This window comes from Pseudomonas sp. JAI120 (assembly GCF_014207255.1).
Taxonomy (GTDB): Bacteria; Pseudomonadota; Gammaproteobacteria; order Pseudomonadales; family Pseudomonadaceae; genus Aquipseudomonas.
Window position 1 is genome coordinate 85191 of the sequence record NZ_JACHCZ010000005.1, and the last position, 25622, is coordinate 110812.

The 25622-nt window shown below is 60.8% G+C and carries 23 protein-coding genes; 17 read left to right on the plus strand and 6 right to left on the minus strand.

What is annotated here, in order from left to right:
• Window positions 1-80 precede the first annotated feature (80 nt).
• Genes HDC32_RS24155 through HDC32_RS24170 form a run of 4 tightly spaced genes read left to right on the plus strand, consistent with a single transcriptional unit; the run spans window position 81 to window position 4115 of the window.
• On the plus strand, window positions 81-863 hold the full coding sequence (locus HDC32_RS24155) for a sugar phosphate isomerase/epimerase (RefSeq protein ID WP_131696590.1): 783 nt from the start codon (window positions 81-83) through the stop codon (window positions 861-863).
• Window positions 856-1797, plus strand: a complete 942-nt coding sequence (locus HDC32_RS24160; RefSeq protein ID WP_145337301.1) for a sugar kinase — start codon at window positions 856-858, stop codon at window positions 1795-1797. The genes HDC32_RS24155 and HDC32_RS24160 overlap by 8 nt, the downstream gene beginning before the upstream one ends.
• A gap of 45 nt (window positions 1798-1842) precedes the next feature.
• The gene (locus HDC32_RS24165) at window positions 1843-3141 is read left to right on the plus strand and encodes an MFS transporter (RefSeq protein WP_167655486.1); all 1299 of its coding nucleotides are present in this window, start codon (window positions 1843-1845) and stop codon (window positions 3139-3141) included.
• Window positions 3138-4115, plus strand: coding sequence for an NAD(P)-dependent oxidoreductase (locus tag HDC32_RS24170; protein ID WP_184745795.1), 978 nt, complete (start codon window positions 3138-3140; stop codon window positions 4113-4115). The genes HDC32_RS24165 and HDC32_RS24170 overlap by 4 nt, the downstream gene beginning before the upstream one ends.
• A gap of 54 nt (window positions 4116-4169) precedes the next feature.
• On the opposite strand, the gene HDC32_RS24175 is transcribed toward HDC32_RS24170, so the two are convergent.
• Window positions 4170-5795: a methyl-accepting chemotaxis protein gene (locus HDC32_RS24175; RefSeq protein ID WP_167655484.1), complete on the minus strand. Its 1626-nt coding sequence runs from the start codon at window positions 5793-5795 to the stop codon at window positions 4170-4172.
• Window positions 5796-6028: 233 nt separating this feature from the next.
• On the opposite strand from HDC32_RS24175, the gene HDC32_RS24180 reads away from it, so the two are divergent.
• The 3 genes from HDC32_RS24180 to HDC32_RS24190 are packed head-to-tail and all read left to right on the plus strand — an operon-like array spanning window position 6029 to window position 8490.
• The gene (locus HDC32_RS24180; protein ID WP_184745797.1) at window positions 6029-7456 is read left to right on the plus strand and encodes a nucleobase:cation symporter-2 family protein; all 1428 of its coding nucleotides are present in this window, start codon (window positions 6029-6031) and stop codon (window positions 7454-7456) included.
• 13 nt (window positions 7457-7469) lie between these two features.
• Window positions 7470-7931, plus strand: a complete 462-nt coding sequence (locus HDC32_RS24185) for an LEA type 2 family protein (RefSeq protein WP_184745799.1) — start codon at window positions 7470-7472, stop codon at window positions 7929-7931.
• A gap of 7 nt (window positions 7932-7938) precedes the next feature.
• On the plus strand, window positions 7939-8490 hold the full coding sequence (locus tag HDC32_RS24190; RefSeq protein WP_167655482.1) for a GNAT family N-acetyltransferase: 552 nt from the start codon (window positions 7939-7941) through the stop codon (window positions 8488-8490).
• 28 nt (window positions 8491-8518) lie between these two features.
• On the opposite strand, the gene HDC32_RS24195 is transcribed toward HDC32_RS24190, so the two are convergent.
• Window positions 8519-9445, minus strand: coding sequence for a carbon-nitrogen hydrolase family protein (locus HDC32_RS24195; RefSeq protein ID WP_167655481.1), 927 nt, complete (start codon window positions 9443-9445; stop codon window positions 8519-8521).
• An 82-nt stretch (window positions 9446-9527) separates the two neighbouring features.
• Here HDC32_RS24195 and HDC32_RS24200 point away from each other — a divergent pair, with 82 nt between their 5' ends.
• The gene (locus HDC32_RS24200; RefSeq protein WP_184745803.1) at window positions 9528-10457 is read left to right on the plus strand and encodes a LysR family transcriptional regulator; all 930 of its coding nucleotides are present in this window, start codon (window positions 9528-9530) and stop codon (window positions 10455-10457) included.
• On the opposite strand, the gene HDC32_RS24205 is transcribed toward HDC32_RS24200, so the two are convergent.
• Entirely contained in the window at window positions 10429-10683 is a 255-nt protein-coding gene (locus tag HDC32_RS24205) for a hypothetical protein (protein WP_053135090.1), read from the minus strand. The two genes, HDC32_RS24200 and HDC32_RS24205, sit on opposite strands and share 29 nt — an antisense overlap.
• Before the next feature lie 164 nt (window positions 10684-10847).
• On the opposite strand from HDC32_RS24205, the gene HDC32_RS24210 reads away from it, so the two are divergent.
• The gene (locus HDC32_RS24210; RefSeq protein WP_032887039.1) at window positions 10848-11168 is read left to right on the plus strand and encodes a YqjD family protein; all 321 of its coding nucleotides are present in this window, start codon (window positions 10848-10850) and stop codon (window positions 11166-11168) included.
• Window positions 11169-11254: 86 nt separating this feature from the next.
• On the opposite strand, the gene HDC32_RS24215 is transcribed toward HDC32_RS24210, so the two are convergent.
• Window positions 11255-12289: an Ldh family oxidoreductase gene (locus HDC32_RS24215; RefSeq protein ID WP_184745805.1), complete on the minus strand. Its 1035-nt coding sequence runs from the start codon at window positions 12287-12289 to the stop codon at window positions 11255-11257.
• Window positions 12290-12468: 179 nt separating this feature from the next.
• On the opposite strand from HDC32_RS24215, the gene HDC32_RS24220 reads away from it, so the two are divergent.
• Window positions 12469-17631, plus strand: coding sequence for a dermonecrotic toxin domain-containing protein (locus HDC32_RS24220; RefSeq protein ID WP_184745807.1), 5163 nt, complete (start codon window positions 12469-12471; stop codon window positions 17629-17631).
• A gap of 20 nt (window positions 17632-17651) precedes the next feature.
• On the opposite strand, the gene HDC32_RS24225 is transcribed toward HDC32_RS24220, so the two are convergent.
• Window positions 17652-17921, minus strand: coding sequence for a PepSY domain-containing protein (locus HDC32_RS24225; RefSeq protein ID WP_025857288.1), 270 nt, complete (start codon window positions 17919-17921; stop codon window positions 17652-17654).
• 142 nt (window positions 17922-18063) lie between these two features.
• On the opposite strand from HDC32_RS24225, the gene HDC32_RS24230 reads away from it, so the two are divergent.
• The 7 genes from HDC32_RS24230 (at window position 18064) to HDC32_RS24260 (ending at window position 24085) form a co-directional block, all read left to right on the plus strand.
• A complete protein-coding gene (locus HDC32_RS24230) occupies window positions 18064-19059 on the plus strand; it encodes a FecR family protein (RefSeq protein ID WP_184745809.1) in 996 nt (331 codons plus the stop codon).
• A gap of 351 nt (window positions 19060-19410) precedes the next feature.
• Complete coding sequence (locus HDC32_RS24235) at window positions 19411-19836, plus strand: hypothetical protein (protein ID WP_184746059.1); 426 nt, start codon at window positions 19411-19413, stop codon at window positions 19834-19836.
• Window positions 19836-20387 carry an adhesin gene (locus tag HDC32_RS24240; RefSeq protein WP_167655476.1) on the plus strand — a complete coding sequence of 184 codons (552 nt, stop codon included), beginning with the start codon at window positions 19836-19838 and terminating at the stop codon, window positions 20385-20387. The genes HDC32_RS24235 and HDC32_RS24240 overlap by 1 nt, the downstream gene beginning before the upstream one ends.
• Window positions 20388-20454: 67 nt before the next feature.
• Window positions 20455-21204, plus strand: a complete 750-nt coding sequence (locus HDC32_RS24245; RefSeq protein ID WP_131696605.1) for a hypothetical protein — start codon at window positions 20455-20457, stop codon at window positions 21202-21204.
• A gap of 61 nt (window positions 21205-21265) precedes the next feature.
• Window positions 21266-21946 (plus strand): C39 family peptidase, encoded by a 681-nt coding sequence (locus HDC32_RS24250; protein ID WP_131696606.1) that lies wholly within the window; start codon window positions 21266-21268, stop codon window positions 21944-21946.
• A gap of 38 nt (window positions 21947-21984) precedes the next feature.
• Window positions 21985-22728, plus strand: coding sequence for a hypothetical protein (locus HDC32_RS24255; RefSeq protein WP_053135060.1), 744 nt, complete (start codon window positions 21985-21987; stop codon window positions 22726-22728).
• A gap of 49 nt (window positions 22729-22777) precedes the next feature.
• Window positions 22778-24085, plus strand: a complete 1308-nt coding sequence (locus HDC32_RS24260) for a hypothetical protein (protein WP_184745811.1) — start codon at window positions 22778-22780, stop codon at window positions 24083-24085.
• Between the two features lie 76 nt (window positions 24086-24161).
• Here HDC32_RS24260 and HDC32_RS24265 read toward each other — a convergent pair whose 3' ends face one another.
• Window positions 24162-25484, minus strand: coding sequence for a sigma-54 dependent transcriptional regulator (locus tag HDC32_RS24265; RefSeq protein ID WP_131696609.1), 1323 nt, complete (start codon window positions 25482-25484; stop codon window positions 24162-24164).
• Window positions 25485-25622 lie beyond the last annotated feature (138 nt).

Genomic DNA, 25622 nt, shown 5'->3' on the forward strand with positions numbered 1-25622 from the left:
CTTGGCGAGGCTGCGGTTACGGCAGAGTCGACTGGACATTCAACGTCAAAAAATGAAACCGGTTTCAGAGGTAAACAACAATGCACAAATACCCCGTTTCCATCAGCCTTTCCAGCTACGGCGCCGACCTGGTCCGCCAGCAAGGCCAATTGAGTTTTGTCGAATTGCTGGCCGCCGCCGGTGCCCAGCGCATCGAGTGGCGCGAAGAACTGCTGACCGTTGAGCAACCCGCCGAATTGGCCCAGGCCGCCGCCGCACAGGGCCTGGAGTGCGTATTTTCATCGCCGCTTGAATTGTGGATCGCCGGCCGCGCCCAGCCGAATGCCGAACTGAACGCCACCCTCGACCGTGCCCAGGCCTTTGGTGCGCGCTGGCTGAAAGTCTCCCTCGGTTATTTCACCGACACCAATGACCTGGAAAGCCTGCACGCCCTGCTCGCTCGCCACCCGGTCAAGCTCTTGGTGGAAAACGACCAGACCCTGCACGGCGGGCGCATTGAGCCGATGCAGCGTTTCTTCACTGAAGTCGAGCGCCTGGGCCTGCCGGTGAAGATGACCTTCGATATCGGCAACTGGCAGTGGCAGGACCAATCCGCGTTGACCGCCGCACGCCTGCTGGGCCGACACGTCGACTACCTGCACTGCAAGGCTGTGGCGCGCCGCGCAGACGGCAAGCTGGTAGCGCTGCCGCCCGGCGCCACCGACCTGCATCTGTGGGAACAACTGCTCAAGCACATGACTCAAGGCATTACACGGGCGGTGGAATTTCCGCTGCAGGGCGATGACCTGGTCGACGTCACTGCGCAACAAGTGGCGGCCCTCGCCCTCCTTGGCCAACCTCGTGGGGAGAATGCCCATGTCTGAGATCGATATTCTGTCGTTTGGCGAAACCATGGCGATGTTTGTCGCCGAGCAGACCGGCGACCTGGCCCAGGTGGCGCAGTTTCACAAACGCATTGCCGGCGCCGACAGTAATGTCGCCATCGGCCTGTCGCGCCTGGGCTTCAACGTCGCCTGGCTGAGCCGGGTGGGCGATGATTCCCTCGGGCGCTTTGTGGTCGACACGCTGAAAAAAGAAGGCCTGGATTGCCGGCATGTGGCGGTCGATCCGCTGCACCCCACCGGTTTTCAACTCAAGTCCCGCGAAGAAGCCGGCGATGACCCGCAGGTGGAGTACTTCCGCAAGGGCTCGGCCGCCAGCCAGTTGTCCGTGGCCGCCATCAGCCCTGCGCTGCTGCAGGCCCGCCATCTGCATGCCACCGGTATTCCGCCGGCCTTGTCCGAGGCCACCCGCGAGTTGTCCCGCGAGTTGATGACACAGATGCGCAAAGCCGGGCGCAGCGTGTCGTTCGACCCTAACCTGCGTCCGTCGCTATGGACCAGCCAGGCGCAGATGATCGACGAAATCAACGCCCTCGCCAGCCTCGCCGACTGGGTCTTGCCGGGCCTGGGCGAAGGCCGTCTGCTCACCGGTTTCGACGACCCGGCGGATATTGCCGCGTTCTACCTCGACCAGGGCGCCGAAGCCGTGGCGATCAAGCTCGGCCCTGACGGCGCCTACTTCCGCACCCAGCTGAACCAGGGCTTTGTCGCTGCCGTGCCCGTGGACAAGGTGGTGGACACCGTTGGCGCCGGCGATGGCTTTGCCGTGGGCATGATCAGCGCCCTACTGGAAAACCTCAGCTTCCCCGAGGCGGTGCAACGCGGCAACTGGATCGGCAGCCGCGCCGTGCAAAGTCGCGGCGACATGGAAGGTTTGCCCACCCGCTCTGAATTACCCACCCGATCCGTCGCTTGACCCACACCCTGTTGCCACAACTACAACAAGCTCAGGAGCAACCTTATGGAAACCGTGAAACTCGCCACCCGCCGTTGGTGGTACATCATGCCCATCGTCTTTATCACCTACAGCCTGGCCTACCTGGACCGCGCCAACTACGGCTTCGCCGCCGCCTCCGGGATGGCCGAAGACCTGATGATCACCCCCGGCATGTCGTCATTGCTGGGTGCACTGTTTTTCCTTGGCTACTTCTTCTTCCAGGTGCCGGGCGCCATCTATGCGCAAAAGCGCAGCGTCAAGAAGCTGATTTTCGTCAGCCTGATCCTCTGGGGTGGGTTGGCTACCCTGACCGGCGTGGTGTCCAACGCCTACATGCTGATCGTCATTCGCTTCATGCTCGGCGTGGTCGAGGCCGCCGTGATGCCGGCCATGCTGGTGTACCTGTGCCACTGGTTCACCCGTGCCGAGCGCTCGCGGGCCAATACCTTCCTGATCCTCGGCAACCCGGTGACCATGCTGTGGATGTCGGTGGTGTCCGGCTACCTCGTGCAGCATTTCAGCTGGCGCTGGATGTTTATCATCGAAGGCCTGCCGGCGGTGTTCTGGGCGTTTATCTGGTGGAAGCTGGCGGATGAAAAACCTGCAGACGCCAAATGGCTGAGCGAACAGCACAAAAAAGACCTGGAAAGCGCGCTGGCCGCCGAACAGGTCGGTATCAAGGCGGTGAAGAACTACGCCGAAGCGTTCCGTTCGCCCAAGGTGATCATCCTGGCGCTGCAGTTTTTCTGCTGGAGCATCGGCGTGTACGGCTTCGTCTTGTGGCTGCCGTCAATCCTCAAGAAAGGCCTGCAGATGGACATGGTCGAAGCCGGCTGGCTCTCGGCCCTGCCCTATCTCGCCGCCGTGATCGCCATGCTGGCGGTGTCCTGGGGCTCGGACAAACTGCAAAAGCGCAAGCGCTTCGTGTGGCCGCCACTGCTGATTGCTTCCATCGCCTTCTACGCCTCCTACGTGTTGGGCGCCGAACACTTCTGGTGGTCCTACACCCTGCTGGTGATTGCCGGGGCTTGCATGTATGCGCCGTACGGGCCGTTTTTTGCCATCGTCCCGGAAATCCTCCCCGCCAACGTCGCCGGTGGCGCCATGGCGCTGATCAACAGCATGGGCGCCCTCGGCTCGTTCGGCGGCTCGTATCTGGTGGGTTACCTCAATAGCAGCACCGGCTCGCCCGGCGCCTCGTACCTGCTGATGAGCGGCGCGCTGATGCTGTCGGTGGTGCTGACGATTTTCCTCAAGCCCGGCGCCAGTGACCGTGAGCGCGCGCCGCTGCCTACCCTCGAATTGAAGGTAAAAACTCAATGAAAAAATCTGTGGTTTTATACAAGAAACTCTCCGCACCGCTTATGGCGCGCCTGCATGAACACGCCGAGGTCACGCTGATCGAAGCGCTGGACGAGACCGGCCTGGCCAAGCTGCGCCACGCCCTGCCCACCGCCCACGGCCTGCTCGGTGCCAGCCTGCGCCTGGATGCCAGGCTGCTGGATCTCGCGCCGCAACTTGAAGCCGTGGCCAGCGTGTCCGTGGGGGTCGACAACTACGATATCGACTACCTGACCCAACGCGGCATCCTGCTCAGCAACACCCCGGACGTGCTCACCGAAACCACCGCCGACACCGGCTTCGCGCTGATCCTGGCCACTGCCCGGCGTGTGGTGGAGCTGGCGGACATGGTGCGTGCAGGCCAGTGGAACAAGAATATCGGCCCGTCACACTTCGGCAGCGACGTGCATGGCAAGACCCTGGGCATCATCGGCATGGGCCGCATCGGCGAAGCCTTGGCCCAGCGCGGGCATTTCGGCTTTGGCATGCCGGTGCTCTACCACAGCCACTCGCCCAAGCCGGCGGTGGAACAGCGCTTTGGTGCGCAGTACCGCAGCCTTAACGACTTGCTGCAACAGGCCGATTTTGTCTGCCTGACCCTTCCGCTGACCGCCGAAACCGAGAAGCTGATCGGCGCCGAGCAGTTTGCGCTGATGGGCCCGGAGACGATCTTTATCAATATCTCGCGGGGCAAAGTGGTGGACGAGGCGGCGCTGGTCGACGCCTTGCAACAACGTACGATTCGGGCGGCGGGGTTGGACGTGTTCGAAAAGGAACCGCTTGATCACGGCTCACCGTTGCTGCGTCTGAACAACGTGGTGGCGACCCCACATATCGGCTCCGCGACCCATGAGACGCGGGAGGCGATGGCCAAGTGCGCGGTGGATAATCTGTTGCAGGCATTGGCGGGTGAAAAACCGAAGAACCTGGTCAACCCAGGCGCTTGGAAGCAATAAACACATGTGGGAGGGGGCAAGCCCCTTCCACATTTTTGCCAGTATTCCAAATACTTAGATAACGAACCTCGCCACCATCCCATTCAAATCCACCGCCAGGCGCGACAGTTCATGGCTGGCTGCAGTGGTCTGGTTGGCGCCCGCCGCCGACTGAGTCGCCAGGTCGCGGATGTTGACCAGGTTGCGGTCCACTTCGCGGGAGACCTGGGCCTGTTCTTCCGACGCGCTGGCAATCACCAGGTTGCGTTCGTTGATCAGGCTGATGGACTGGGTGATCTGCTCCAGGGCCACACCGGCGGCACGGGCCAATTCCAGGGTGTTTTGGGTGCGCTGGTTGCTCTGTTGCATCGACTGCACGGCTTCACCGGTACCGTTCTGGATGCCGGCAACCATTTTCTCGATTTCCTGGGTCGACTGCGCCGTGCGATGGGCCAGGGCCCGCACTTCGTCAGCCACCACCGCGAACCCGCGACCGGCTTCACCGGCGCGCGCCGCTTCGATGGCGGCGTTGAGCGCCAACAGGTTGGTTTGTTCGGCAATCGCGCGGATCACGTCCAGCACCTTGCCGATGTCACGGCCCTGGGTGGCCAGGCCTTCGATCATCGCTGCGGTGTTTTGGACGTCCTGGGTCATGGTCTGGATCGCCCCGACGGTTTCCACCACCCGGTCGCGGCCTTCGCGCGCGGCCTGGTTGGACTGGTTGGAAGCCTCGGAGGTGGACACCGCGTTGCGCGCCACTTCTTCCACCGCAGCGGTCATCTCGTTGACCGCCGTGGCGGCCTGGTCGATTTCATTGTTCTGCTGTTGCAGGCCCCGGGACGCTTCCTCGGTCACGTTGCTCAACTCTTCAGCCGCCGAGGCCAGCTGCGTGGCCGAACCGGCAATGTGCTGGATGGTCTGGCGCAGGTTGGTTTGCATGCTCGACAAGGCGTTGATCAGGCGCGCGGGTTCATCGTTGCCATTATCTTCAATGACGCTGGTCAGGTTGCCACCTGCGATGGTTTCAGCCACCTGAACAGCTTTACGCAAAGGCGTGACAATGCTGCGGGTCAGCAACCAGGCCAGCAGCACCGTGAGCAGCGCAGCGGTGACCGACACCACGATAATCCCGGTGATGGCGCTGGTGTAGCTCTGCCCTGCGTGGTCGTCGGCTTGCTTGGCGTTGGCGGCATTGATCGCGATCAGCTTGTTCAACTGCTCGCCCATCTGGTCAGTACCGTCCTTGACACGGGTATTGATCAGGGCGCGCATCTCCTCGACGTTGCCTTGCTTGGACAACGTCAGCATGTCTGCCTGGGCCTTGAAGTAGTTATCCAGGGTGCTGACAAACGTCTTGTACAACGCCGCTTCCTCGGTACCGGCGGGTAATGCCGCGTAGCCGGCCTGGGCCTTCTTCACCTTGTCGACCAGCACGCCGATGCGCGTTTCGGCTTCCTGCAGGGCGGCGGGCTCGCGGTTGACCAGTACTCTAAATGACAGAATACGCATGCGCAGGACGTTCTCCGTCATCTGGCCCAGGTACGTCACGCTGGGCAGTTGGTTCGCGCTCATGTCCACCGAGGCTTGGCGCATCAACGTCATGCGGTTGGCCGCGAAGCCGCCCAACACCACCACTAACAGGGCGATGAAAGCGAAGCCGAGAGAAGCTCGAGGGGCGATGTTCAAGTGACGGAGTGACATAGGGGGGATCTCGAAATGGAGTGGCGGCTCGCGCCCATGCCACAAAACGACCAGCCAGCGTCAACGCACTGTCTGACCTCGGCCATCACTGTTGTTTTTGATAGGTGGGCCTATAAGCAGTATCGGCAGGAATCGAGGTTTTATGCAGGGTCTTTATAAATATTTTTTTACACTTCTGACGCTGAGCAGTTTCTGGCATCCTGCGCCTCCCTTTTCTGACCCGAGCCATCATTTTGTCTGACGCTCATGCCCCCCGCCCCCGCTATAAATCCGACCTGATCTACGGCCTGGAAGATCGCCCGCATTTCAGCGCGGCGATCTTCGCCGCGTTGCAGCATGTGCTGGCCAGTTTTGTTGGCATCATCACCCCCACCCTGATCGTCGGTGGCGTGCTCGGCCTGGAAAGCGAAGTGCCCTACCTGGTGAGCATGGCGCTGTTTGTGTCGGGGCTCGGCACCTTCGTCCAGGCACGCACGTTCGGCCCCATTGGTTCGGGGCTGCTGTGCCTGCAAGGCACCAGTTTCTCGTTTATCAGCGTGATTCTCAGCGCGGGGTTCATGGTCAAGGCCCGGGGCGGCGGCACCGATGAGATCCTCTCGACGATCTTTGGCATCTGCTTTTTTGCAGCGTTTATCGAAGTGGTGTTCAGCCAGTTCATCGGCAAGCTGCGCAAGCTGATCACCCCGGTGGTGACCGGCACCATCATTACCCTGATGGGCCTGTCACTGATCAAAGTGGCCGTCACCGACATGGCCGGCGGCTTTGGCGCCAGCGACCTGGGCGCGGCGAGCAACATGGGCCTGGCAGCCCTGGTGCTGCTGACCATCGTGGTGCTTAACCGCTTCAATAACCCGTTCCTGCGCCTGGGTTCGATCGTGATCGGCCTGGCCTTGGGTTTTGTGGTGGCCTGGTGCCTGGGCCGCGTCGATATGGCGGCATTGCCCCAGGTGCCGCTGATCAGCGTGCCGGTGCCGTTCAAGTACGGTTTCTCGTTCGACTGGGTGGCGTTTATCCCGGTGGCGGTGATCTTCCTGATTTCGCCCCTGGAAGCGGCCGGTGACCTGACGGCCAACTCGATGATTTCCCAACAGCCGGTCAAGGGCCCGCTGTACATCAAGCGCATCAAGTCGGGCCTGTTGGCCGACGGCCTCAACTCGGCGATGGCCGCGACCTTCAACAGCCTGCCGATGGTGACATTCGCCCAGAACAACGGCGTGATCCAGTTGACCGGCGTGGCCAGCCGCTACGTGGCGTACTTCATTGCCGGCCTGCTGGTGCTGCTGGGGCTGTTCCCGATGATCGGCGCGGTGCTGCAACTGATGCCCAAGCCGGTGCTGGGCGGCGCGACCCTGATCATGTTCGGCACCGTCGCCGTAGCCGGCATCAAGATCCTCGCCGAAGCCGGGCTGCATCGCCGCAATGTGCTGATCGTGGCGATCTCCCTTGGCATGGGCCTGGGCGTGGCCGCCGTGCCGGAAGTGTTGCGCGACCTGCCCAAGGCGCTGCACAACATCTTCGAATCGCCGATCACCGTGGGCGCGTTCTGTGCAATCCTGCTGAACATTTTCCTGCCGGAAGCGTTCATAGAGCTGGAAGAAGATGAATTTGAGCCGGAGTCCTCTACCCTCAAAGTGATGCAGGACCCGGACGTCACGCAATAGGAGCACCCTTTGTATGCGCAAGCTCATGGTTCTATCGCTGTTGCTGCTGAGCTTGAGCGCCTGCGCGCTGTTCCCCAACCGCGACCCGGTGAATATCAATGTGGTGGGCATCGAGCCGCTGCAAAGCCAGGACCTGGAAGTGCGCTTCGCCGTGAAGCTGCGGGTGCAGAACCCCAATGAAACGGCGATCGACTACAACGGCGTGGCCCTGGACCTGGAGGTCAACGACCGGCCGCTGGCGTCGGGAGTGAGTGACCAGAGCGGAAGCATCCCACGTTTTTCCGAGACCGTGCTGGTGGTGCCGGTGAGTGTTTCGGCGTTTTCAGTGCTGCGCCAGACCTTGGGCCTGAGCCAGACCCAGAGCTTGAACAACCTGCCCTATGTGCTGCGGGGCAAACTGGCGGGTGGGCTGTTCGGCACCATGCGCTTTGTGGACCGCGGCACGCTGGACTTGCCGAATACCGCGACCTGGTAATGACACCGTGCAACCGACACTCTTTACCGAACGCCTGATCCTGCGCCCGCTGACCCTGGACGATGCCGAAGGGATCCAGCAGCAATTTCCGCACTGGGACGTGGTGCGTTACCTCAACGCCCTGGTGCCATGGCCCTACCCGGCCGACGGCGCGCGCACCTACCTGGAGCACATCGCCCTACCCGCCATGGCCCGTGGCGAGGAATGGCATTGGTCGCTGCGCCTTAAAAGCGCACCTGAACAGTTGATTGGTAACGTCAGCTTGATGGACGAGCAGGATAACAACCGCGGGTTCTGGCTAGGGCCGCAATGGCAGGGGCAAGGTTTGATGTCCGAAGCCAGCGCGGCGGTGACCGACTACTGGTTCGGCGTGCTCAAGCGCCCCGTGCTGCGAGTGCCCAAGGCCGCACCCAACCTGGGCTCACGGCGGATTTCCGAGCGTACGGGCATGCGTTTGATCAGGACGGATGAAGGTGAGTTTGTGGCAGGGACTTTCCTGCGGGATATCTGGGAAATGACCCGCGAGGAATGGCTGGAAACCCAATCGCCCAAACGCTGAGGGCCACCTCCCACAGTTCGATCGTGGTTCAGTCGGTGATATAGCGCACGCCTGGCTTGGCGCGCTCATCCACCACCAGTTCGAACACATCCGGCCGGGCGTAATGCCCCACCACGTCATAGTCGTACCGCGCGCGCACCAGGTCATCGGTGTTGATCTGCGCGGTCAACAACCCCACCTCACCCAGCAACGGCCCAGCCAGGATGTCGCCCATGGGGCCGACAATCACGCTGCCGCCGGCGATCAACGGGCGTTCCGAAGGCCAGTTGGCGACCTCGATGCCCAGCGCCTGAGGCGAGGCCTGCACCTGGCAGGCACTGACCACAAAGCAGCGCCCCTCATGCGCCACATGGCGCATGCTCACCTGCCACATCTCGCGCTCATCCACCGTCGGCGCGCACCACACCTCGACGCCCTTGGCGTACATCGCAGTGCGCAGCAGCGGCATCATGTTTTCCCAGCACACCGCGCCGCCGATACGCCCTACCGCCGCGTCGATCACCGGCAAGGTCGAGCCGTCACCCTTGCCCCAGATCAGCCGTTCGGTGCCGGTGGGCATCAGTTTGCGGTGCTTGGCCACCAGGCCGCCCGACGGTTCGAAATACAGCACGGTGCAATACAGGCTGCTGCCACTGCGCTCGATCACGCCCAGCACCAGGCTGGCGCCGGTACGTGCCGACAAGCCGGCCAGGGCCTCGGTCTCGGCGCCCGGCACATCGATGGCGTTGGCAAAATAGCGGGCAAAGGCTTCGCGGCCTTCGGGCAGGCGATAGCCCAATTGGGTGCCAAAACCTTCACCCTTGGGATAGCCGCCTAGCAGCGCTTCGGGCATCACCACCAATTGCGCGCCGCTGCGCAGGATCTCGTGTTCATAGGCGAGAATTTTCGCCAGGGTGTCGGCCTTGCCGCCAGGCAGGGAACCGATTTGCAGGGCCGCCACAGTGGAAACTGGCATCACGATCACTCCAAATAAAGGGGGTTGCCCATTCTCTCGCCAGGCTCGATCATGAATAAAGCCCACCTCAGTGCTGAATGATATGAGCCAAAGGAATATCGCCCAGGTTGACCTGAACCTGCTGAAAACCTTCGAAGCCCTGCACGATGAGTCCAGCGCCAGCCGCGCGGCGTTGCGCCTGGGTGTTACACAGTCGGCCATCAGTGCAGGCTTGCGCCGTTTACGCGACGTCTATGGCGACCAACTGTTTGTGCGCACCGGCCGTGGCCTGGCGCCCACGCTGCGGGCCAACCAGTTGAAACCGGTGATCAGCGAGGCGCTGGAGCGCTGTCGGCAAAGCCTGGCGATGGTCAATCCAGACAACCCGAACTATCAAGGCCGCTCGGTGGTGGTGGGCCTATCCGACGACTTCGAGATTGCCTATGGCCGCCGACTGATGGACGCCATCGCACAACGTCTGCCGAAGCTGCGGGTGATTTTCCGCCAGACCCACAGCCAGATCGTTGCCGGCGCTCTGCTCGACCGCACCCTGGACCTGGCGATTACGGCGGGCGGTTTTGCGCAAAGCCGGTTGAGTCGGCAGGTATTGGGAGAGGGGGATTATCGCTGCGTCGTGGACCCTCGCAGCTTGGCGTCGGGCCAGGAAAGCCTCAGCCTGGATGAATTTGTCACCCGCGAGCATGTGCTGGTGTCGTCGGGCGGTTTTATCGGCATTACAGACGAAGGGTTGGCGGCGCAGGGGCTGAGCCGGCAGGTGTGCGCCTCGACCAGTCATTTTGCCGCGCTGCCGTTTCTGCTCAAGGGCAGCCAGGCGGTGGCGACCATTCCCGGGCATGCGGCGCAGGCCATCGCCGAGATGACCGGACTGCGGGTACTGCCCTCCCCGCTGGCGCTGCCGCGCTACCCCGTGGAGCTGGGTTGGCGAACCCAGGCCCAGCTCGACCCGATGTTACTTAAAGTCCGCGAGGCGATTGCCGCCAGCTTTACTTCGCCGCCGCCATCAGTTTGTTGACTTCACTGCGCACCATGTTGGAAAACTCCGGTGGCGACATGCCGTCGAGTTCGGCGCGGACCCATTCGGACCACTTGCCCTTGCGCTTGGCGCGCTCACCGAACAAACGCGCGGCTTCGCCCTTGGCCTTACCCAGGTTGGTTTGCCACAGGTCGTAGAGGCGGGACTTTTCATCTTCCAGCTCGGCGCGTTCGGCGAGGGTCTTGTTGGCGAGATTGAAGCTCATGTCAAAATTCCTGCTGCACAAATAAACGACATCTTACACTGTAGGTCGAATTTTCCAGATTTGGATTTCGCTCGCCAGTGCTGACCCGACAAAAAACTGCAACTTTTGCCGCCGCCCGGCACTCCATTGTTCACTGTCACATTCACCTGCAAGGAGTCACACCCATGGCCCGCAAAACTGCCGCCCAAGCTGTTGAAGATCAAATCAAGGATCAAGCATTCAGTGAACTGACGGCCCTGATCGAAGAATCGGACAAGCTGCTCAAAAGCAGCGCTGCCCTGGTGGGCGAAGAAGGCGAAACCCTGCGCGAACAGGTCGCCATCAAACTCAAGCAGGCATTGGATTCGGTATCCAACGTGCGCGAGCGCAGCAAGCCGGTGGTCGATGCCACCGAAACTTACATCGGCGGCCATCCATGGCAGACCGTGGCTATCTCCGCGGGCTTTGGCCTGGTGGTTGGCCTGCTGCTGGGTCGCCGTAACTGACACCTTCCGTATAGCTCCATGCGTACGCAGCTGCCGAGTGCAAGCGAGGCAGCTGCGTATTTGCGCGGAGCGGGATAAGACAGCATCTACGTAGCCCAGTCTCGCAGCTGGTTCAATGCTTCCAGATCCACCTCCACCCCCTCCTCCAACGACTTCGCCCGCGTGCGATGACGTCGATCCCCCGGCAAGCGCCGCAACCCTGCCGCATGCATCTGCCGCACCAACTCCTGGCTGCGCTCGGCGAAGCTTTGCCCGGCGGTTTTGCTCGGGTCGATCACAATCAGCAGTTGGCCGGTCCAGGGCGTGCGCGCGCCAGGATGGTCGGCCCAGTTGAACTCGAAAGAGAAGTTGCCGCCGGTCAAGGCCGCCGCCAGCAACTCGACCATCATCGACAACGCCGAGCCCTTGTGCCCGCCAAACGGCAGCAGCGCACCGCCCTCCAGCACGGCCTTGGGGTCGGTGGTGGGTTGGCCGAGGCTGTCGACACCCATGCCCGGCGGCAGGCGCTCGCCTTTGCGCGCAGCGATTTGCACGTCTCCGTGGGCAATGGCGCTGGTGGCCAGGTCGAAAACAATAGGGGCGCCATCGGCACGCGGCGCCGCGAAGGCAATGGGGTTGGTACCGAACAACGGGCGGTCGGCGCCATGGGGCACGACGCAGGTCATGCTATTGACCACGCTCAGCGCCACCAACCCCTCCTCGGCGAAAGGTTCGACATCGGGCCACAACGCGGCGAAGTGATGGGAATTGTGGATCGCCAGCAGCGCGATGCCGGCACTGCGTGCCTTGGCCACCAGCAACGGACGCGCGGCCTCAAGGGCCGGCTGGGCGAAGCCATTGCCGGCATCCACCCGCACGAAACCCGACGCGACATCCGTGACCACCGGTGTAGCCTTGCCGTCGACCCAGCCACTGGCCAGTGTGCTGAGGTAACCGGGGATACGAAAAATGCCATGGCTATGGGCACCGTCGCGCTCTGCACTGGCGCAATTGCGTGCCAGGATCGCGGCAACTTCCGGCGACGTGCCGTGCTTCACAAACACGGCGTGGAGCAAGCCCACCAGGTCGTTGAAACCGATGAGCGCTGTAGCGTTTTCAACTATCGGGGACTGGGCAGACATCTGTAGCTCCGATTTTATAATTGGAAGAGACAACAAGAATCCAGACCGTTGATTAAACAACGGCCCATGTGCCTGCTGTCAACGGACGCTTGAAGCCGGGTCCAGTTATCTACCGCCACACACGCCGCGGCGCCGCCTACCCTGGTCTCCATTCCCCTTTGTTGAACGGAGAGCACACCTTGGCGACCATCACCCCGCCGTATTTTTTCGATGAGTTCCTACTGCCAACCCGACGCAAGCAACCCACGCCACGGGAACATGCACTGGGGTTCACAGTCAAGGACCTCGATTGGCTGCATACGCTGTACTACGCCACTCATACGGCACGTACGGACCTGACCCTACAGCGCTACCCGATGCGGGTGGAAAGACTGTTGATCAACGCACCGGGCCAAGCCGCCCTCCCGATGGGCGGCGCCTTCATGATGAGCCCGACCCCGGACGACAACAAAGCCGTGCTGTACACCCCGTATGGCGGGCTGGAGTTATTCGAGAGCCGCACCGACCTGCTAAGTGAAGTGCAGGAGCGTTTGAAGCAACCGAGCTCGCGCACCGACCTGCTGCAATTTCTGTCGATTGCCGAGCGTGACGCATTGCCGGTGACGGTGCACCTGACGGTGACGGCGAGCGTCATCGAAGGCGCCGTGATGGAAGACCAGAAGAACACCGTCCTGGCCTGTCAGCAAAAAAATGCAGTGGCCCTGCTTGATGAGCTGCGCAAATTTCCCAGCCTCAATGGGATGCTCGACACCTTGCTCAGCATCATGGCCCGCACCTATTTCCCCGGCCTGAACCAGGCCGACACTCGGGTGAACTTCTTCAGCCGCGCGTCCGTGGGAGCACACAGCCGCTGGGTCGACTCGCTACCGTTGCGCGACGCGCTGTTACGGTTTTACGTCTCCCATGCCTGGCCCGCGGGCCAGACTCACTCCTTTTTCAACATCGGCCATGACACCCGCGCCTTTACCCAGGCGCAACTGGCCGACGACCTGCAACGCTGGGACAGCGTGGTCGAGCAAACCAGCGGGATTCTTTCAACGCTGTTGAACAGCCTGTTGCAGACCTACTGGAATGAAGACTTCAACGCAGGGCAGTCACGTCGGCAGTTTTGCGCCCGGGTCATGAGTGACAAGTGCCGCACCGACCTGCTGCTCAAGCACCAGGACAGGGTTCTGTCCACCGATGAAAGTCAAAAACTGCGGGCGTTGTTCCTTCCGGACCACGCTTCGCGTATGGCCTTCGCCGGCCCGTTGAATATAGAAAAAGTGCGGGTTCACGCACCTTTTCAACACTACGTCGAACTGGGCGGCACCCTGATGATCAGCAATGCCCAGGCGTATCTGTATACCCAATCGCGTGGCTTGCAGGTGCTCGAGAACCTGAATGACCTCAAGGACATCCTACTGACCATGCTCAAAACCGCCGGGCATGAAGATGAGCTGCTCAATTTCCTGTCGCTGGACGAGCGCAGTGTGTTTATCGGCATGGATCACATTGAGGTGACCGGGAACCCTGTCGCTGGCGATCTATTTCTCGAAATGGTTGAGGACATTCTCGCCAAGCAGTTCGACAACCTGGAGTACGCGCTGGGGCTTTTTCGGCGCAGCGCGGGGGAGATCGACCTGGACGCGCTGCTCGACAGTGCCCTGGACGTACGCACCATGCTCGACAGCCGCTTGATGGCGTTGGAAACGGGCGGCCGCTGGAGCGTCCACCCCATTACCCTTGGCAATGGCCGCCCGTCCACGGTGCATGCCGAAAAGGCCAAGGCACACCTGCAGCGCCTGCAAGCCGTCGAGGCGGCCATGGCGCTGGAACGCAGCAAACAGCCGACCTTGCGCGACCTGGCGGCCCATGCGCTGGACGCCGAACTGGCCAAGCACCGGCTGGACCTGAACGCCGACGATGTCTATATCAATACCTATGCCACACACGCCAGCGATCGCGAAGAGCGCTTGCCCCAACGGTCTTCCAGCATGGTCGAGCACTTTATTGCGCGCCTGGCCAAGCAAGCCATTGCGCTGACGGACTCGTCCCTGAGCGGGTTTTATGGCAGGCGCAGCGCGGGCGTCGCCAACAAGCTGCAAAACCTGACAACTGCTGGCTTCAATGCGGTTATCGAGCAGGTCCTGACCACCTTTGCAGAACGCGACTTGCGTGGGCTGCCACATCTGTTTCTGGACAATAACCGGGCCCACCTCAGCGATGGGATGCTGCAGGGGCTGAGCGGCGAAGCGCGACTGAGGCGGCTGGACAAAAGCTTGTCGCACCCCGGTCTCGCACTGCTGGACAGCGTCCTGCATGCCGACAGCCTGACCCGCCTGACCCGCCGAGGCCTCAACGGCTTCATCCCGGATGCGTTTGGCCTGACCCTCAAGATCGGCACTGACACCACCCCCCAGGCCCTGGCCAACTGCTTTGTGCTGACTGAACGCGGCGGCACAGACCCGGACCATTCAGGGGCGGCACTGTTGTGGACACCCCGTTGCGGCTATGAGGCATTTGCGTCGATCAAGGTGCTGTGCGAAGCCCTGAAACAACGTTTACACGACCCCTTCAGGCGGTTGCCCCTGATGGAGAATTTGCCGGTTTCCAGGCGCGCGCCCCATCAGGCCTGTCAGCTCGGCCCGCTGCGACGGATCGACGACCACCTGCTGCACAACCGCCAACAGTCCTACAGCGACTTCATGCGTGACGCGATTGACCATCTACTTTCGATGAAGTTGAGCGCCCGGCGCTTTCAGGACTGCATGGACAGCTTTATCCGTCGGTCACCACCGACCAACCTGCCCAGGGCCATTGCCATTGCGCGCGCCATGGTCCAGCAGCAAGCACTGCCTGTGTGGCTGGGCATGGCACTGCCCCATGAACAGATCCTGCAGGCCGAATTGCTCGAGCAGTATCGCGTCAACAGCGCAGACGAGCGTGACTACCTGCACGGCATCACGCCCATGCGCGAACTGGCCAAACGCACCCTTTCGACCCTGCTCGATGCGCGTTTTGCCGGGCAAATCGTCAACCCGGACACCGTTCTGATTCCCGGCCGTATCGACCTGGAGGGGCACGCTGAAACCCTGACGGATTTCGCCCTGCGACACCTGCCTGATCTACGCGCCGAAGACATCCGGCCACAATCGCGCACAGCGACGCCTTTGCCTGCCGCACTGGACGGCAATGCGGTGGTGCAACTGGTTCGCCAACTGGACTTGAAAAGCCTTTACCAGACACGGCTGACCACGCGCCTCAAAGGTCAGACCGAAGACGCCCGTGAGCGCCGCCAATTGTTCTGCCGGCAGTTGCCCTGGCAATTGCTGCAATACGCTCATGAACAAACACTGCAGGAGCGGCTATCCGCATCAGCCTGGAGCTTCGTCCAGCAAGTATTCGACATGCCAGATGCCGTGGCGCGTGCCGCCGTGGCTGGCGCGACGGCGATCATACGACCCCTTGAACTGATCGCCACTGCGGGCGCAGCCCAGGTCAAGGCACTGGGCTGCTACCTGATCGGTCCCAAAGCGGGCGCGTCCGGCCCCCTGATCCTGTATGCGCCCTACAGTCCCAAGCATTTATTAAAGGAGTACGCCAATGAGGCGGCGCTACTCAATGAGTTCACCACCGCCGGTGCGCTGCAGGACTGGGTAATCGGCCGGATGCCAGCCCCTCATCAGGCCACTTACCGCAATTTGCTGGGCCAACGCTGGAGCCAGGGGCACTCGGAAATCCAACTCGGCGCCTCGCCCATTACCGGCAACCTGTTGAGCCAGCTGTTTGAGGACAACCTCGAGATGCTGCTTCAGATGTTGGCCAGTCAGTTCTCTCCGTCGGGCAAGGTGCAGTGGAACGCAGCCACCAGCCTGTTCACCGAAGATATCCCTAAAGGATTGCAGTTCATGGCCGGCAAACTGGCGTACCCGCTGGCCGTGTGGCGCAGCCACAAACTGTTCCTGGCCTCGGCTGAAGACCTGCAGCGACACCGCTGGCAACACGCGCTCAAAACCTTTATCGGCGGTGTGGCCGAGCTGGCCTCCTTGCGCAAGGAGCTGGACAAACTCCTGCCGCAGACCGCCTCAACCGAGGAGCAAGTCCCGCTGGAGCAATGGCTGAAAGCCCCTGCGCCGGCCGCCGCCACACTGGCCGACCTGGACCTGACCGCCCCTGCCCGCACCCAATTGCAAGCCTTTGAAAACCACGCAATTGCCTTGAAGGATCTGGAGCAAGACACGCAGAGCGGCCTGTACAGCGACAAGACTGGCAGCGGTCATTTCGTGCCGTTGGCAGGCAAGGTGTACCCGGTGAAAAAAGCCGGTGAACACTGGCGCGTGAGCAATGACGAACTGCATGGCCCTTATGTGCAACGCAATGCCCAAGGCGCATGGACGCTGGACCTCGGCCGGCACCACCCGCGCTACGGCAAAACCTTGAGTCGCTACGCAGGCAGGGCCAAAACCCGGGCAGCCGAACGGGACACCATCAATATCGAAGCCGTAGGCATGCGGGAAATTGCCGCGTTATCCAGTTGGAAAGCCCAGTGCATTGATGAAGCACTCAATGTTGCGACGTACTATGCGGTCACCTGCAAGCGCAACCTCCTGTACTTTGCCACACACCTGAAGCCCAACAGCCGGCCGGGGCGGTTTTTCAGTGAGTTGTTCGGGGTTGTCACACTTACGTCCGATCAGGTGCAACGAGTCGAGCGGCGCGTCGACGAGGTGCTCGATGAATTGACCAATCACACCCTGATCAGCCCGGACTCCCGGCGGTTTGTCAGCGGCACGCGCCGCTACAGCCAACAGGATACATTTGCCTTTGTGCTGCCCGATGATGTGGAGCAGAAGATCTACTTGCTGGACCGCTTTTTCGACCCGCACATGGATATCTACCAAAACCGATTGAACACCCCATTCAACCTCTCGGCCCATGCACGGGCAACGGTGTTGATTCATGAAATCACGCACATCAAGTCCTTGACCGAAGACCTGGCGTATCTGGACACCATGCGACCGTTCCATGACCTGATTAACGCAAAGATTCGCGGCGCCCAGCTGATGCAGACCGACCTTGGCAACTTGCGTGATACCGCACTGTCGACCCTGACGCCCGCCACCCTGTTGTTCAAGACATGGGACGAGTTCACCCAGGAATGGGAGGACTTCGGCAGCAGCCGCGTGACGTCGGATCTGAAGGATAAAGTCCTCAGCACCACCGGCTGCCGGACCCTCGATGACGCACGGTCAATGTTCATGAGCAACGCCGACAAGCGTATCGACACGATTCTGGCCAATGCCGATTCCGTCACTTACCTGATCAGTCAACTCGGCCGGGAACTGGATGCGGGAGCCTGAACAGGCTCCCGGCGGGTCTATCAGTCTTTCTGGTCACGCAGGATATTGCCCGAAGCCCCATCGATGCGCGCTTCATACACGGTGCCGTCGGACTTGCGGCCTTTGACTTCCCAATAGCCGTTGTCATCGGCTTCGGCTGCATAGACTTCGATGTAGCCGGCCTTGGTCTTCGCCACTTCAATCGCCTTTTCAATGGTGATCCAGCCCGCACCGGGCTTATCGGCCAGAGCGGCGCCTGCACTGAGCAGCGCGGTGGTTGCACACAGGGCGACTAAGGTTTTCTTCAGCATATTCGTACTCCATTGTGGGAATGTCCTGAATTTTTTAGGTCGCGCCAAACAAGAATAAGTTCCAATTGATGTGCAATCGCCATGACGCCTGTTCTCGCGGTCCACCTCAGGAGGTTAGAATGTGCGAAATCAGGATGAGTTAATGAGCGAAAAGTCCCTTTCAGAAGCCGAATATGACGCCATCACCGACGCCGCCGCGCATTGGTGCATGCGCCTGCACGCAAGTGATTGCACCCCAGGTGAGCGTCAGGCTTTTGCGCAATGGCATGATTCCCACCCGCTGCACGCCTTTGAATACGCAGCGATGCTGGAAATCTGGGACGTCGCCGACCACCTGCCCCGCCACGAAACCCCGGCGTTGGTGGGGCCCTTCAAACCGCGCAGCCGGTTGCGCAGCTACGCAGTCGCGGCGGCGATCTGCCTGACCGCCTTGCCCCTGGTCGCGTTTACAGGCTGGGAAGCCGGCTGGTTGCCGAGTTCCTATGAGCGTTTCCAGGCTGCCAATGGCTTGCGCCAGGTCACCCTGGGCGACGGCAGCGAGGTGGAGCTCAACCTGGGCACCGAGCTGGTCTACAGCAACTACAAGGATCAGCGCCGGGTCACGTTGAAAAAGGGCGAGGCCTTCTTCAAGGTCAGCCATGACAGCGCGCATCCGTTTATCGTGCACGCAGGCTCAGGCCAGGTGCGCGTCACGGGCACCCGGTTCAACGTCTGGAAGTATGAAGACCAGGTGCGAGTGATGTTGCTCGAAGGCTCGGTGCAGATTGCCAGCGACCAGGTACACGGCAGCGTGCCCCTGACGCCGGGCATGCAGGCCAGCTATCAACAAGGCGATGCAACGCCGCGCGTACGCGCAATGAGCCCCAATGACACCGCCCTGGCCTGGCGCCAGGGCAAGTTGGTGCTCGACAACCTGGCCTTGGTCGACGCGTTGCCGTTGATCAACCGCTACCTGAGCAAACCGGTCATGCTGGCCGACGCCAACACCGGGACGATTCGTATCGGCGGCATCTACAACATCACCGAGGTCAACAACCTCATCCCCTCGTTGCCCAAGGTTCTGCCGGTCTACCTGACCCAAAACCAGGATGGCAACCCCGTCATCAATTCCATCCCGCGTAAATCCCCCAAAGGCTGAACGCTGGCCACAAGCCTGGGCGCGTTTGCGCCCGAAGTGTCCATTTTTGAAACACTCGACTCCTCTGGACCGCCCGCACTGGGCGGAGTCATCGTTTTGTCATGCACAGTGTTACAGCGCTGATACAGCGGGGTGAATCGTTTGTGGTATGGCGGTGTGCACATGGCCGAACACAAGCTGTATCAGCGGTGAAACAGCACTGACATCACTTTGCCCAAAAATAATTCCAACTCATTGAATAACAATAAAAAATAAAAAGCGGCACGGCTTCTGCTCTATCCCTTACAGCGCTGTTTAGGGTCAGCGCGAAGAACAGGGAATGCCACCGTGATTACACTCACTCAAGGTCCAATGAACGTACTGCTGATCAGCTGTGTACTCAGCGTCGGCATCAGTGTTCCAAGCTTTGCAGGTGACGGCGTGATCGTGACGGGGCGCAACGTACAGGCTCATATGTACGGCCGCGCCGCCTTCGGTAAAGACCCCTACCCCTCTACTGCCAACGCCAATCCCAGCCGAGAAATCATCGGTGCCACTGGCGAGCTCAGTGATAGTGATATCGGCGGCGTCAGCAGCGGCTCAAGCATCGTCCGCGCTGTTCAGACCAATGGCACCTTGACCGGCCTGCACACCACACAAAGCAGCATGTCCACCCTGGGGGCCAGCTCTGCCGCCGGCCACGGTGCGGGCAGCAGCATGGGCGGGCAGATCAGCGACTCGGTCCAGCGCGGCATGGCACCGTTGAACAACATCGGCAGCATGCTGGGGGGCAAGTAATGAATCGTTCCCTGCTCGTTCTCGCCCTGTTGGCCAGCGCCCCGGCATTCGCCGACGACACGGCAGTGATCAACAACAGCGGCCAACAATACGAGGGTGTCGTGTCGATCAACCAGGCGGCCGGCAACCAGCAACAAATGTCCAACAGCCGCGCCATCGCGCTCGGTGGCCAGGCCACCAACGTCAACATCCAGCGCCTCGATGGCAGTGTCGACCCGTCCCTGAACGCCAAGGCGGCGATCCAGGGCAGCTCTTTTACCAATGGCAACGGTGTGCTGGGCATCAACCAGTCGGCCGGCGCCAATAACCAAACAATCAATGCCGTGCGGATCAGCATCAACCCTGGCCCGCAAAGCATTGATGACAGCGTCCTGTTGCAACAGAACACCACGACGCTGGCAACCGACTCAGGGCTCACCCCCACCACTGGCAGCCGCCTTGTCGTTACAAGCGACCAGGCCTTCACAGGCAGCCGAGGAGTGATTCAGGTGAACCAGAGTGCAGGGGTGGGGAACCGAGTGGCTAACACCCTGGGCATCACTATCAAGTAAACGCTTGGTAGCACTAGTTAGACCGTACCAACACTTAACCAACTAATTAGAAGCAAGGAGAAACACCATGAAACCTCAAATGGCTCTGAAACCACTGGTTTTCGCTCTGGCTGCACTCATGGCTGCTGCTGCTCAAGCAAATGGTGGTGGCTGGCACCCTGCGCCTCAACCAACCGGGGTTGTTGCCTCTGTCGTGACCGATGTACAAAACAGCGTCGGCAACAAGTTTGACGACACCAAGACCGAAAACAATGCCTCTGCCGATGACTCGGTAAACGGCAACAGCGGCAACACCGGTGTTAACGTCCAGTCGGGCAGCGGTAACCAGGCAGACAACTCCGGCGCCATCTCCAGTGCCAAAGGTGACTTTGCAACCGTATTCGCTGTCGTCGATGTCAATCAAAACAGCGGGCTGAACAACTTCGTCAACAAAGGCACCCAAAACAACGCCTCGTTGGATGGCTCGGCTAACGGTAACTCCGGCAACCTGGGTTACAACGGCCAGGCCGGTCAAGGCAACCAGGGTAAAAACAACCTGGCAATCACCACGGCTGATGGCAAAAACATCGCAGCGGCCGCCAACACCGAGCAAAACTCGCTCGCCAACAGCTACCTGAACGCTGCCGCTACCAGCTACGGGTATGGTCATGGCAGCAAAGCCCAATACGTGTCCAACAACTCCAGCCTCGACAACTCGGTTAACCGCAACTCCGGCAACGTAGGTGTGAACCTGCAGTCCGGCTCGGGCAACCAAGGCAGCAACAGCCTGTCGATCGGTCAAGGTTGCAGCGTCTGCGCCAGCGGCGTGCGCTTCTGATCCAACGGGGCCTTGGCAACAAGGCCCTTTTTTATTCCAGTGTCCAGCAGGTCACATGATCATGCGCCTCGCGACCCTCACCCTCCTGATGCTGCTCACCGGCCCGACCTGGGCAGGCACCATGGCGATCTCCGCCCTGCCCGGCGGTACAGTAATCTACAAGAAGGTCGAGAGTATTCGTGAGCGCCGGTTCGCCAACCTGGTGGAACAGAAAACCGATTTCAGCTGCGGTGCTGCGGCACTCGCCACCATCCTGCGCCAGGGTTATTGGCTGGACGTAGACGAAGATCACGTCATCAAAGGCATGCTGGTCAATGCAGACCAGGACCTGGTACGTACCCAGGGGTTTTCCATGCTGGACATGAAGCGCTACCTCGAAAGCATCGGCATGCGTGCCCGGGGCTACAAAATCGCGCCAGAAACACTGGTCACCGTAAAGATCCCCGTGGTGGTCCTGCTGGAAATTCGTGGCTACAAGCACTTCGTGGTGATGCAGCGCGCCGACAAGGACTGGGTCTATATCGGCGACCCTGTACTGGGCCATAAGCGCTATTCGCATGACGACTTCGTCAAGGGCTGGAACGGCATCGTCTTCGCCGTGCTGGGTGAAGGTTATGACAAGGCCAATGCCCTGCTCGACCCGCCCACACCGCTGACCGCCAAAAACCAGATGAATGAATTCAGGCCCGTAGGCGATGCCGAGCTGATGGATTTCGGTTTTATCCAGAGCGACTTCTTCTAAGAAGCGCAATAAGGGGCAGGACGCTCCAGGAGCAGCAGATGAACACTTCCCGTTGGCTGACGGTCTTGTGTCTGGCAGCCTCAATGCCCGCTTATGCTTCGTCGGGGTTCAAACCCATCGAACTCAAGGACTCGGAAATGGCCGACCTGCGCGGCCGTTACGTGATGCCCGGGCGAATCATCAGCTTCGGCATTGTCATGAGCAGCACCTGGACCAATGCCGTGGGTGACAGCATTACCGGCAAGGCCAGTATGCAGGTCGACTCGTCGACCATTACCCCGCAATTCTACGTACAAACCACTGGCTCGACCGGCAACGGCACGAACCCGAACACCGGCACCGGCACGGTAACCGGTGGCGCCGGCCTGGGCAGCGGCCAGGGCGTGACGCAGAGCGTGCGTACCGCCGGCGATGGCAACACCGCCTACAACAATGTGGGCATCACCGTCGAAAACGGTTTTGCACCCTCCAACATCGTGCAATCGGGGCAAGTGCTGGTCGCCGGAGGTACGGTGACCGGTGACAGCGCGGCAGGCCGCGTGAGCGTGTCGGCCAACAACGGTGGCTTGCAGATGGCGATCCAGGCCAACCACAACCAAGGCAACAGCCTGCAGCAGATCGGTGGCGGGAATGTGCTGCAAGGCACGGTCCTGACCGGCAACACTAACTTCGTCAACAACATGACCCAACTCAACGTAGTGATGAACAACAACGGTTTGAACAACGGCGCCTTAAATTGCAACTTGGATCAACTAAAAGCCCTACGCACGCTTGGTTATTGAACTACGCTGACCGTCGACACTTACGCATTAGAAAAGGACGGCTTATTTCATGCATCGATCGTTATCGCTCCGTGCTGTGATCTGTTTAAGTACGCTCTTGCCCGCATCCGTTCTGTATGCAGCGCCAGATAGCGACATCGAAACCCTCAAACAGGAACTTCTGGAACTCAAGCAGCGATACGAAGTGCAGCAAAAGGCGCTGGCCGTCCTGGAGCAGCGCGTGCGTCAGGTCGAAGACCAACCCGCCACCCCGGCCCCCAGGCGCCTGGCCAAATCCCCGGCAGACTTTCAAAAAGCCAGCGGCACCACCGTCGCTGGCACGGGTGCCGCAGCAGCATCCGGTGGCGCGGGCGGTGGCGGCGGCAGTTCCTACGGCCAATCCCTCAAGGACGACTCCGCCCCGGCACAAAGTGTCAGCAACCTTTATAACGAAGCCAGCGGCTTTTTCGGCAATGGCAAGTTCAGCTTCGAAACCGGCGTCACCTATGCCCGTTACGACGCCCGCCAGTTGACCCTCAACGGGTTCCTGGCGCTGGACTCGATTTTCCTCGGCAATATCAACCTGGACCGGATCAAGTCCGATAACTGGACCCTGGACCTGACCGGGCGCTACAACGTCGATAACCGCTGGCAGTTCGACGTGAACGTGCCGGTTGTGTACCGCGAATCGACTTACCAGTCTGCCGGTGCCGGCAACAACGGTACCGCGACGTCGGAACAGTCGGTCACCCGCGATCCGACCATCGGCGACGTCAACTTCGGCGTAGCCTACAAGTTCCTCGACGAAACCCCCACCCTGCCGGATGCCGTGGTATCGGTGCGGGTCAAGGCCCCTACGGGTAAAGAACCGTTTGGTATCAAGCTGATCAATACACCCGGCAACGACAACCTGTTCGTGCCGGAAAGCCTGCCTACGGGCAATGGGGTCTGGTCGATCACGCCGGGGATCTCCCTGGTCAAGACCTTCGACCCTGCCGTGTTGTTTGGTTCGCTGTCCTACACCCATAACTTCGAAGAATCGTTCGATGACATCAGCAGTGACGTCAACCAGAAGGTCGGCGGCAAGGTCAGCCTGGGCGACAGTTTCCAGTTCGGTGTCGGCGTGGCCTTCGCCCTCAACGAGAAGATGAGTATGTCGTTCTCGGTGTCCGACCTGGTGCAGCGCAAGAGCAGGCTCAAGCCCAACGGCGGCGACTGGCAATCGGTGGTGTCCAGCGATGCCAACGCCGGCTATTTCAACGTGGGGATGACCATTGCGGCGTCGGATAACCTGACGATCGTGCCGAACCTTGCAATCGGCATGACGGATGATGCGCCGGACTTTACGTTCAGCCTGAAATTCCCGTATTACTTCTGATTAACTTGACGCAACATCCATAAGGAAAAGCCCCGCAACGATAAGGGTCGTTGCGGGGCTTTTCGGTTTACCCGCCCTAGCGGATCTGGTGCTTGTGCAACAACCGGTAGAACGTCGGCCGGGAAATGCCCAGCACGCGGGCCGCGACACTCAGGTTGTCGCTGTGCCGGTTAAGCACATCGCACAGCGCCTGGCGTTCGGCGCGGTGCTTGTAGTCTTCCAGTGTAGCCATGGGGGGCGAAATTGCCTGTTCGCCCACCAATCCCAGATCGGCGGCTTCGATCTGGCGCCCTTCGGCGAGTACCAGGCCGCGGCGCACGCGGTTGGCCAACTCGCGGACATTGCCCGGCCACAGGTGCTGCCCCATGGCCACCAAGGCGTCTTCGCTGAAACTGCGGGGGCGTCGACCGGTTTCCTGGCTGTAGAAGCGCGAAAAGTGGTTGGCCAACATCGCCACATCACCATGGCGATCGCGCAAAGGCGCGGTGACCACCTGCAGCACATTGAGCCGGTAGTACAAGTCTTCACGAAAAGAGCCCTTGGCGACAGCCGCTTCGAGGTCGACGTGGGTGGCCGCCAGCACTCGCACATCGACCGGAATGGGCTGGCTGCCGCCGACCCGCTCGACCTGCTTTTCCTGGAGAAAGCGCAGCAGGTTGGCCTGCAGCTCCATGGGCAAATCGCCGATTTCATCGAGGAACAGAGTGCCGCCATGGGCCGCTTCAATGCGCCCGACCTTGCGCTGATGGGCACCGGTAAACGCGCCCTTCTCATGGCCGAACAGCTCGGATTGGATCAGGTGTTCGGGAATGGCGCCGCAGTTGATCGCGACAAAGGGCTTGGCATGGCGCTGGGACTGGCGGTGCAGGGTCTTGGCCACCAACTCCTTACCGGTGCCGCTGTCGCCACGGATCAACACCGGGGACTCCGTGGGCGCCAGCTTCGACAATAATTTGCGCAGCTCACGAATGGGTCGGCTGTCACCCAGCAGTTCATGCCCTTCATCAACCGGCGTGTGACCCTTGCCGCGCAGGCGCGCCATGCCAAACGCGCGGCCCAGAGTCACCTGCACCCGCGCGACGTCAAATGGCAAGGTATGGAAGTCGAAAAACCACTCGCAGACGAAGTCGCCCACATTTTGCAGGCGCAGCACATCCTGGCTGAGTACGGCGATCCACTCGGTGCCACTGCGGCTGATCAGTTCCTTGACGGCTTCGGGCCGCTCCAGGTGATAGGGCTGCAGGCGCAACAGGCCGACATCGCAGGAGCGCTCTCCCACCGATTGCAGTGCACAGCTGTCCACATCCCACCCCGCCGTACGCAAACCGGGCAGCAAGCCGTGACAGTCGTCACAGGGGTCAACCACGAGCAAACGACGTTGGACGAGGGGCACACCCATGACTGATCCTTGGCGTCAATATTATTAAAGTTATTTAGAAACAATAGTTTGTATTGGCTGTCGATAACCCTAGCAAGATCTTGACGCCCGCTTGTATCGTTTTGCTATAAGAGCGGGCAAAAAGCCAGTGCTCGGGTT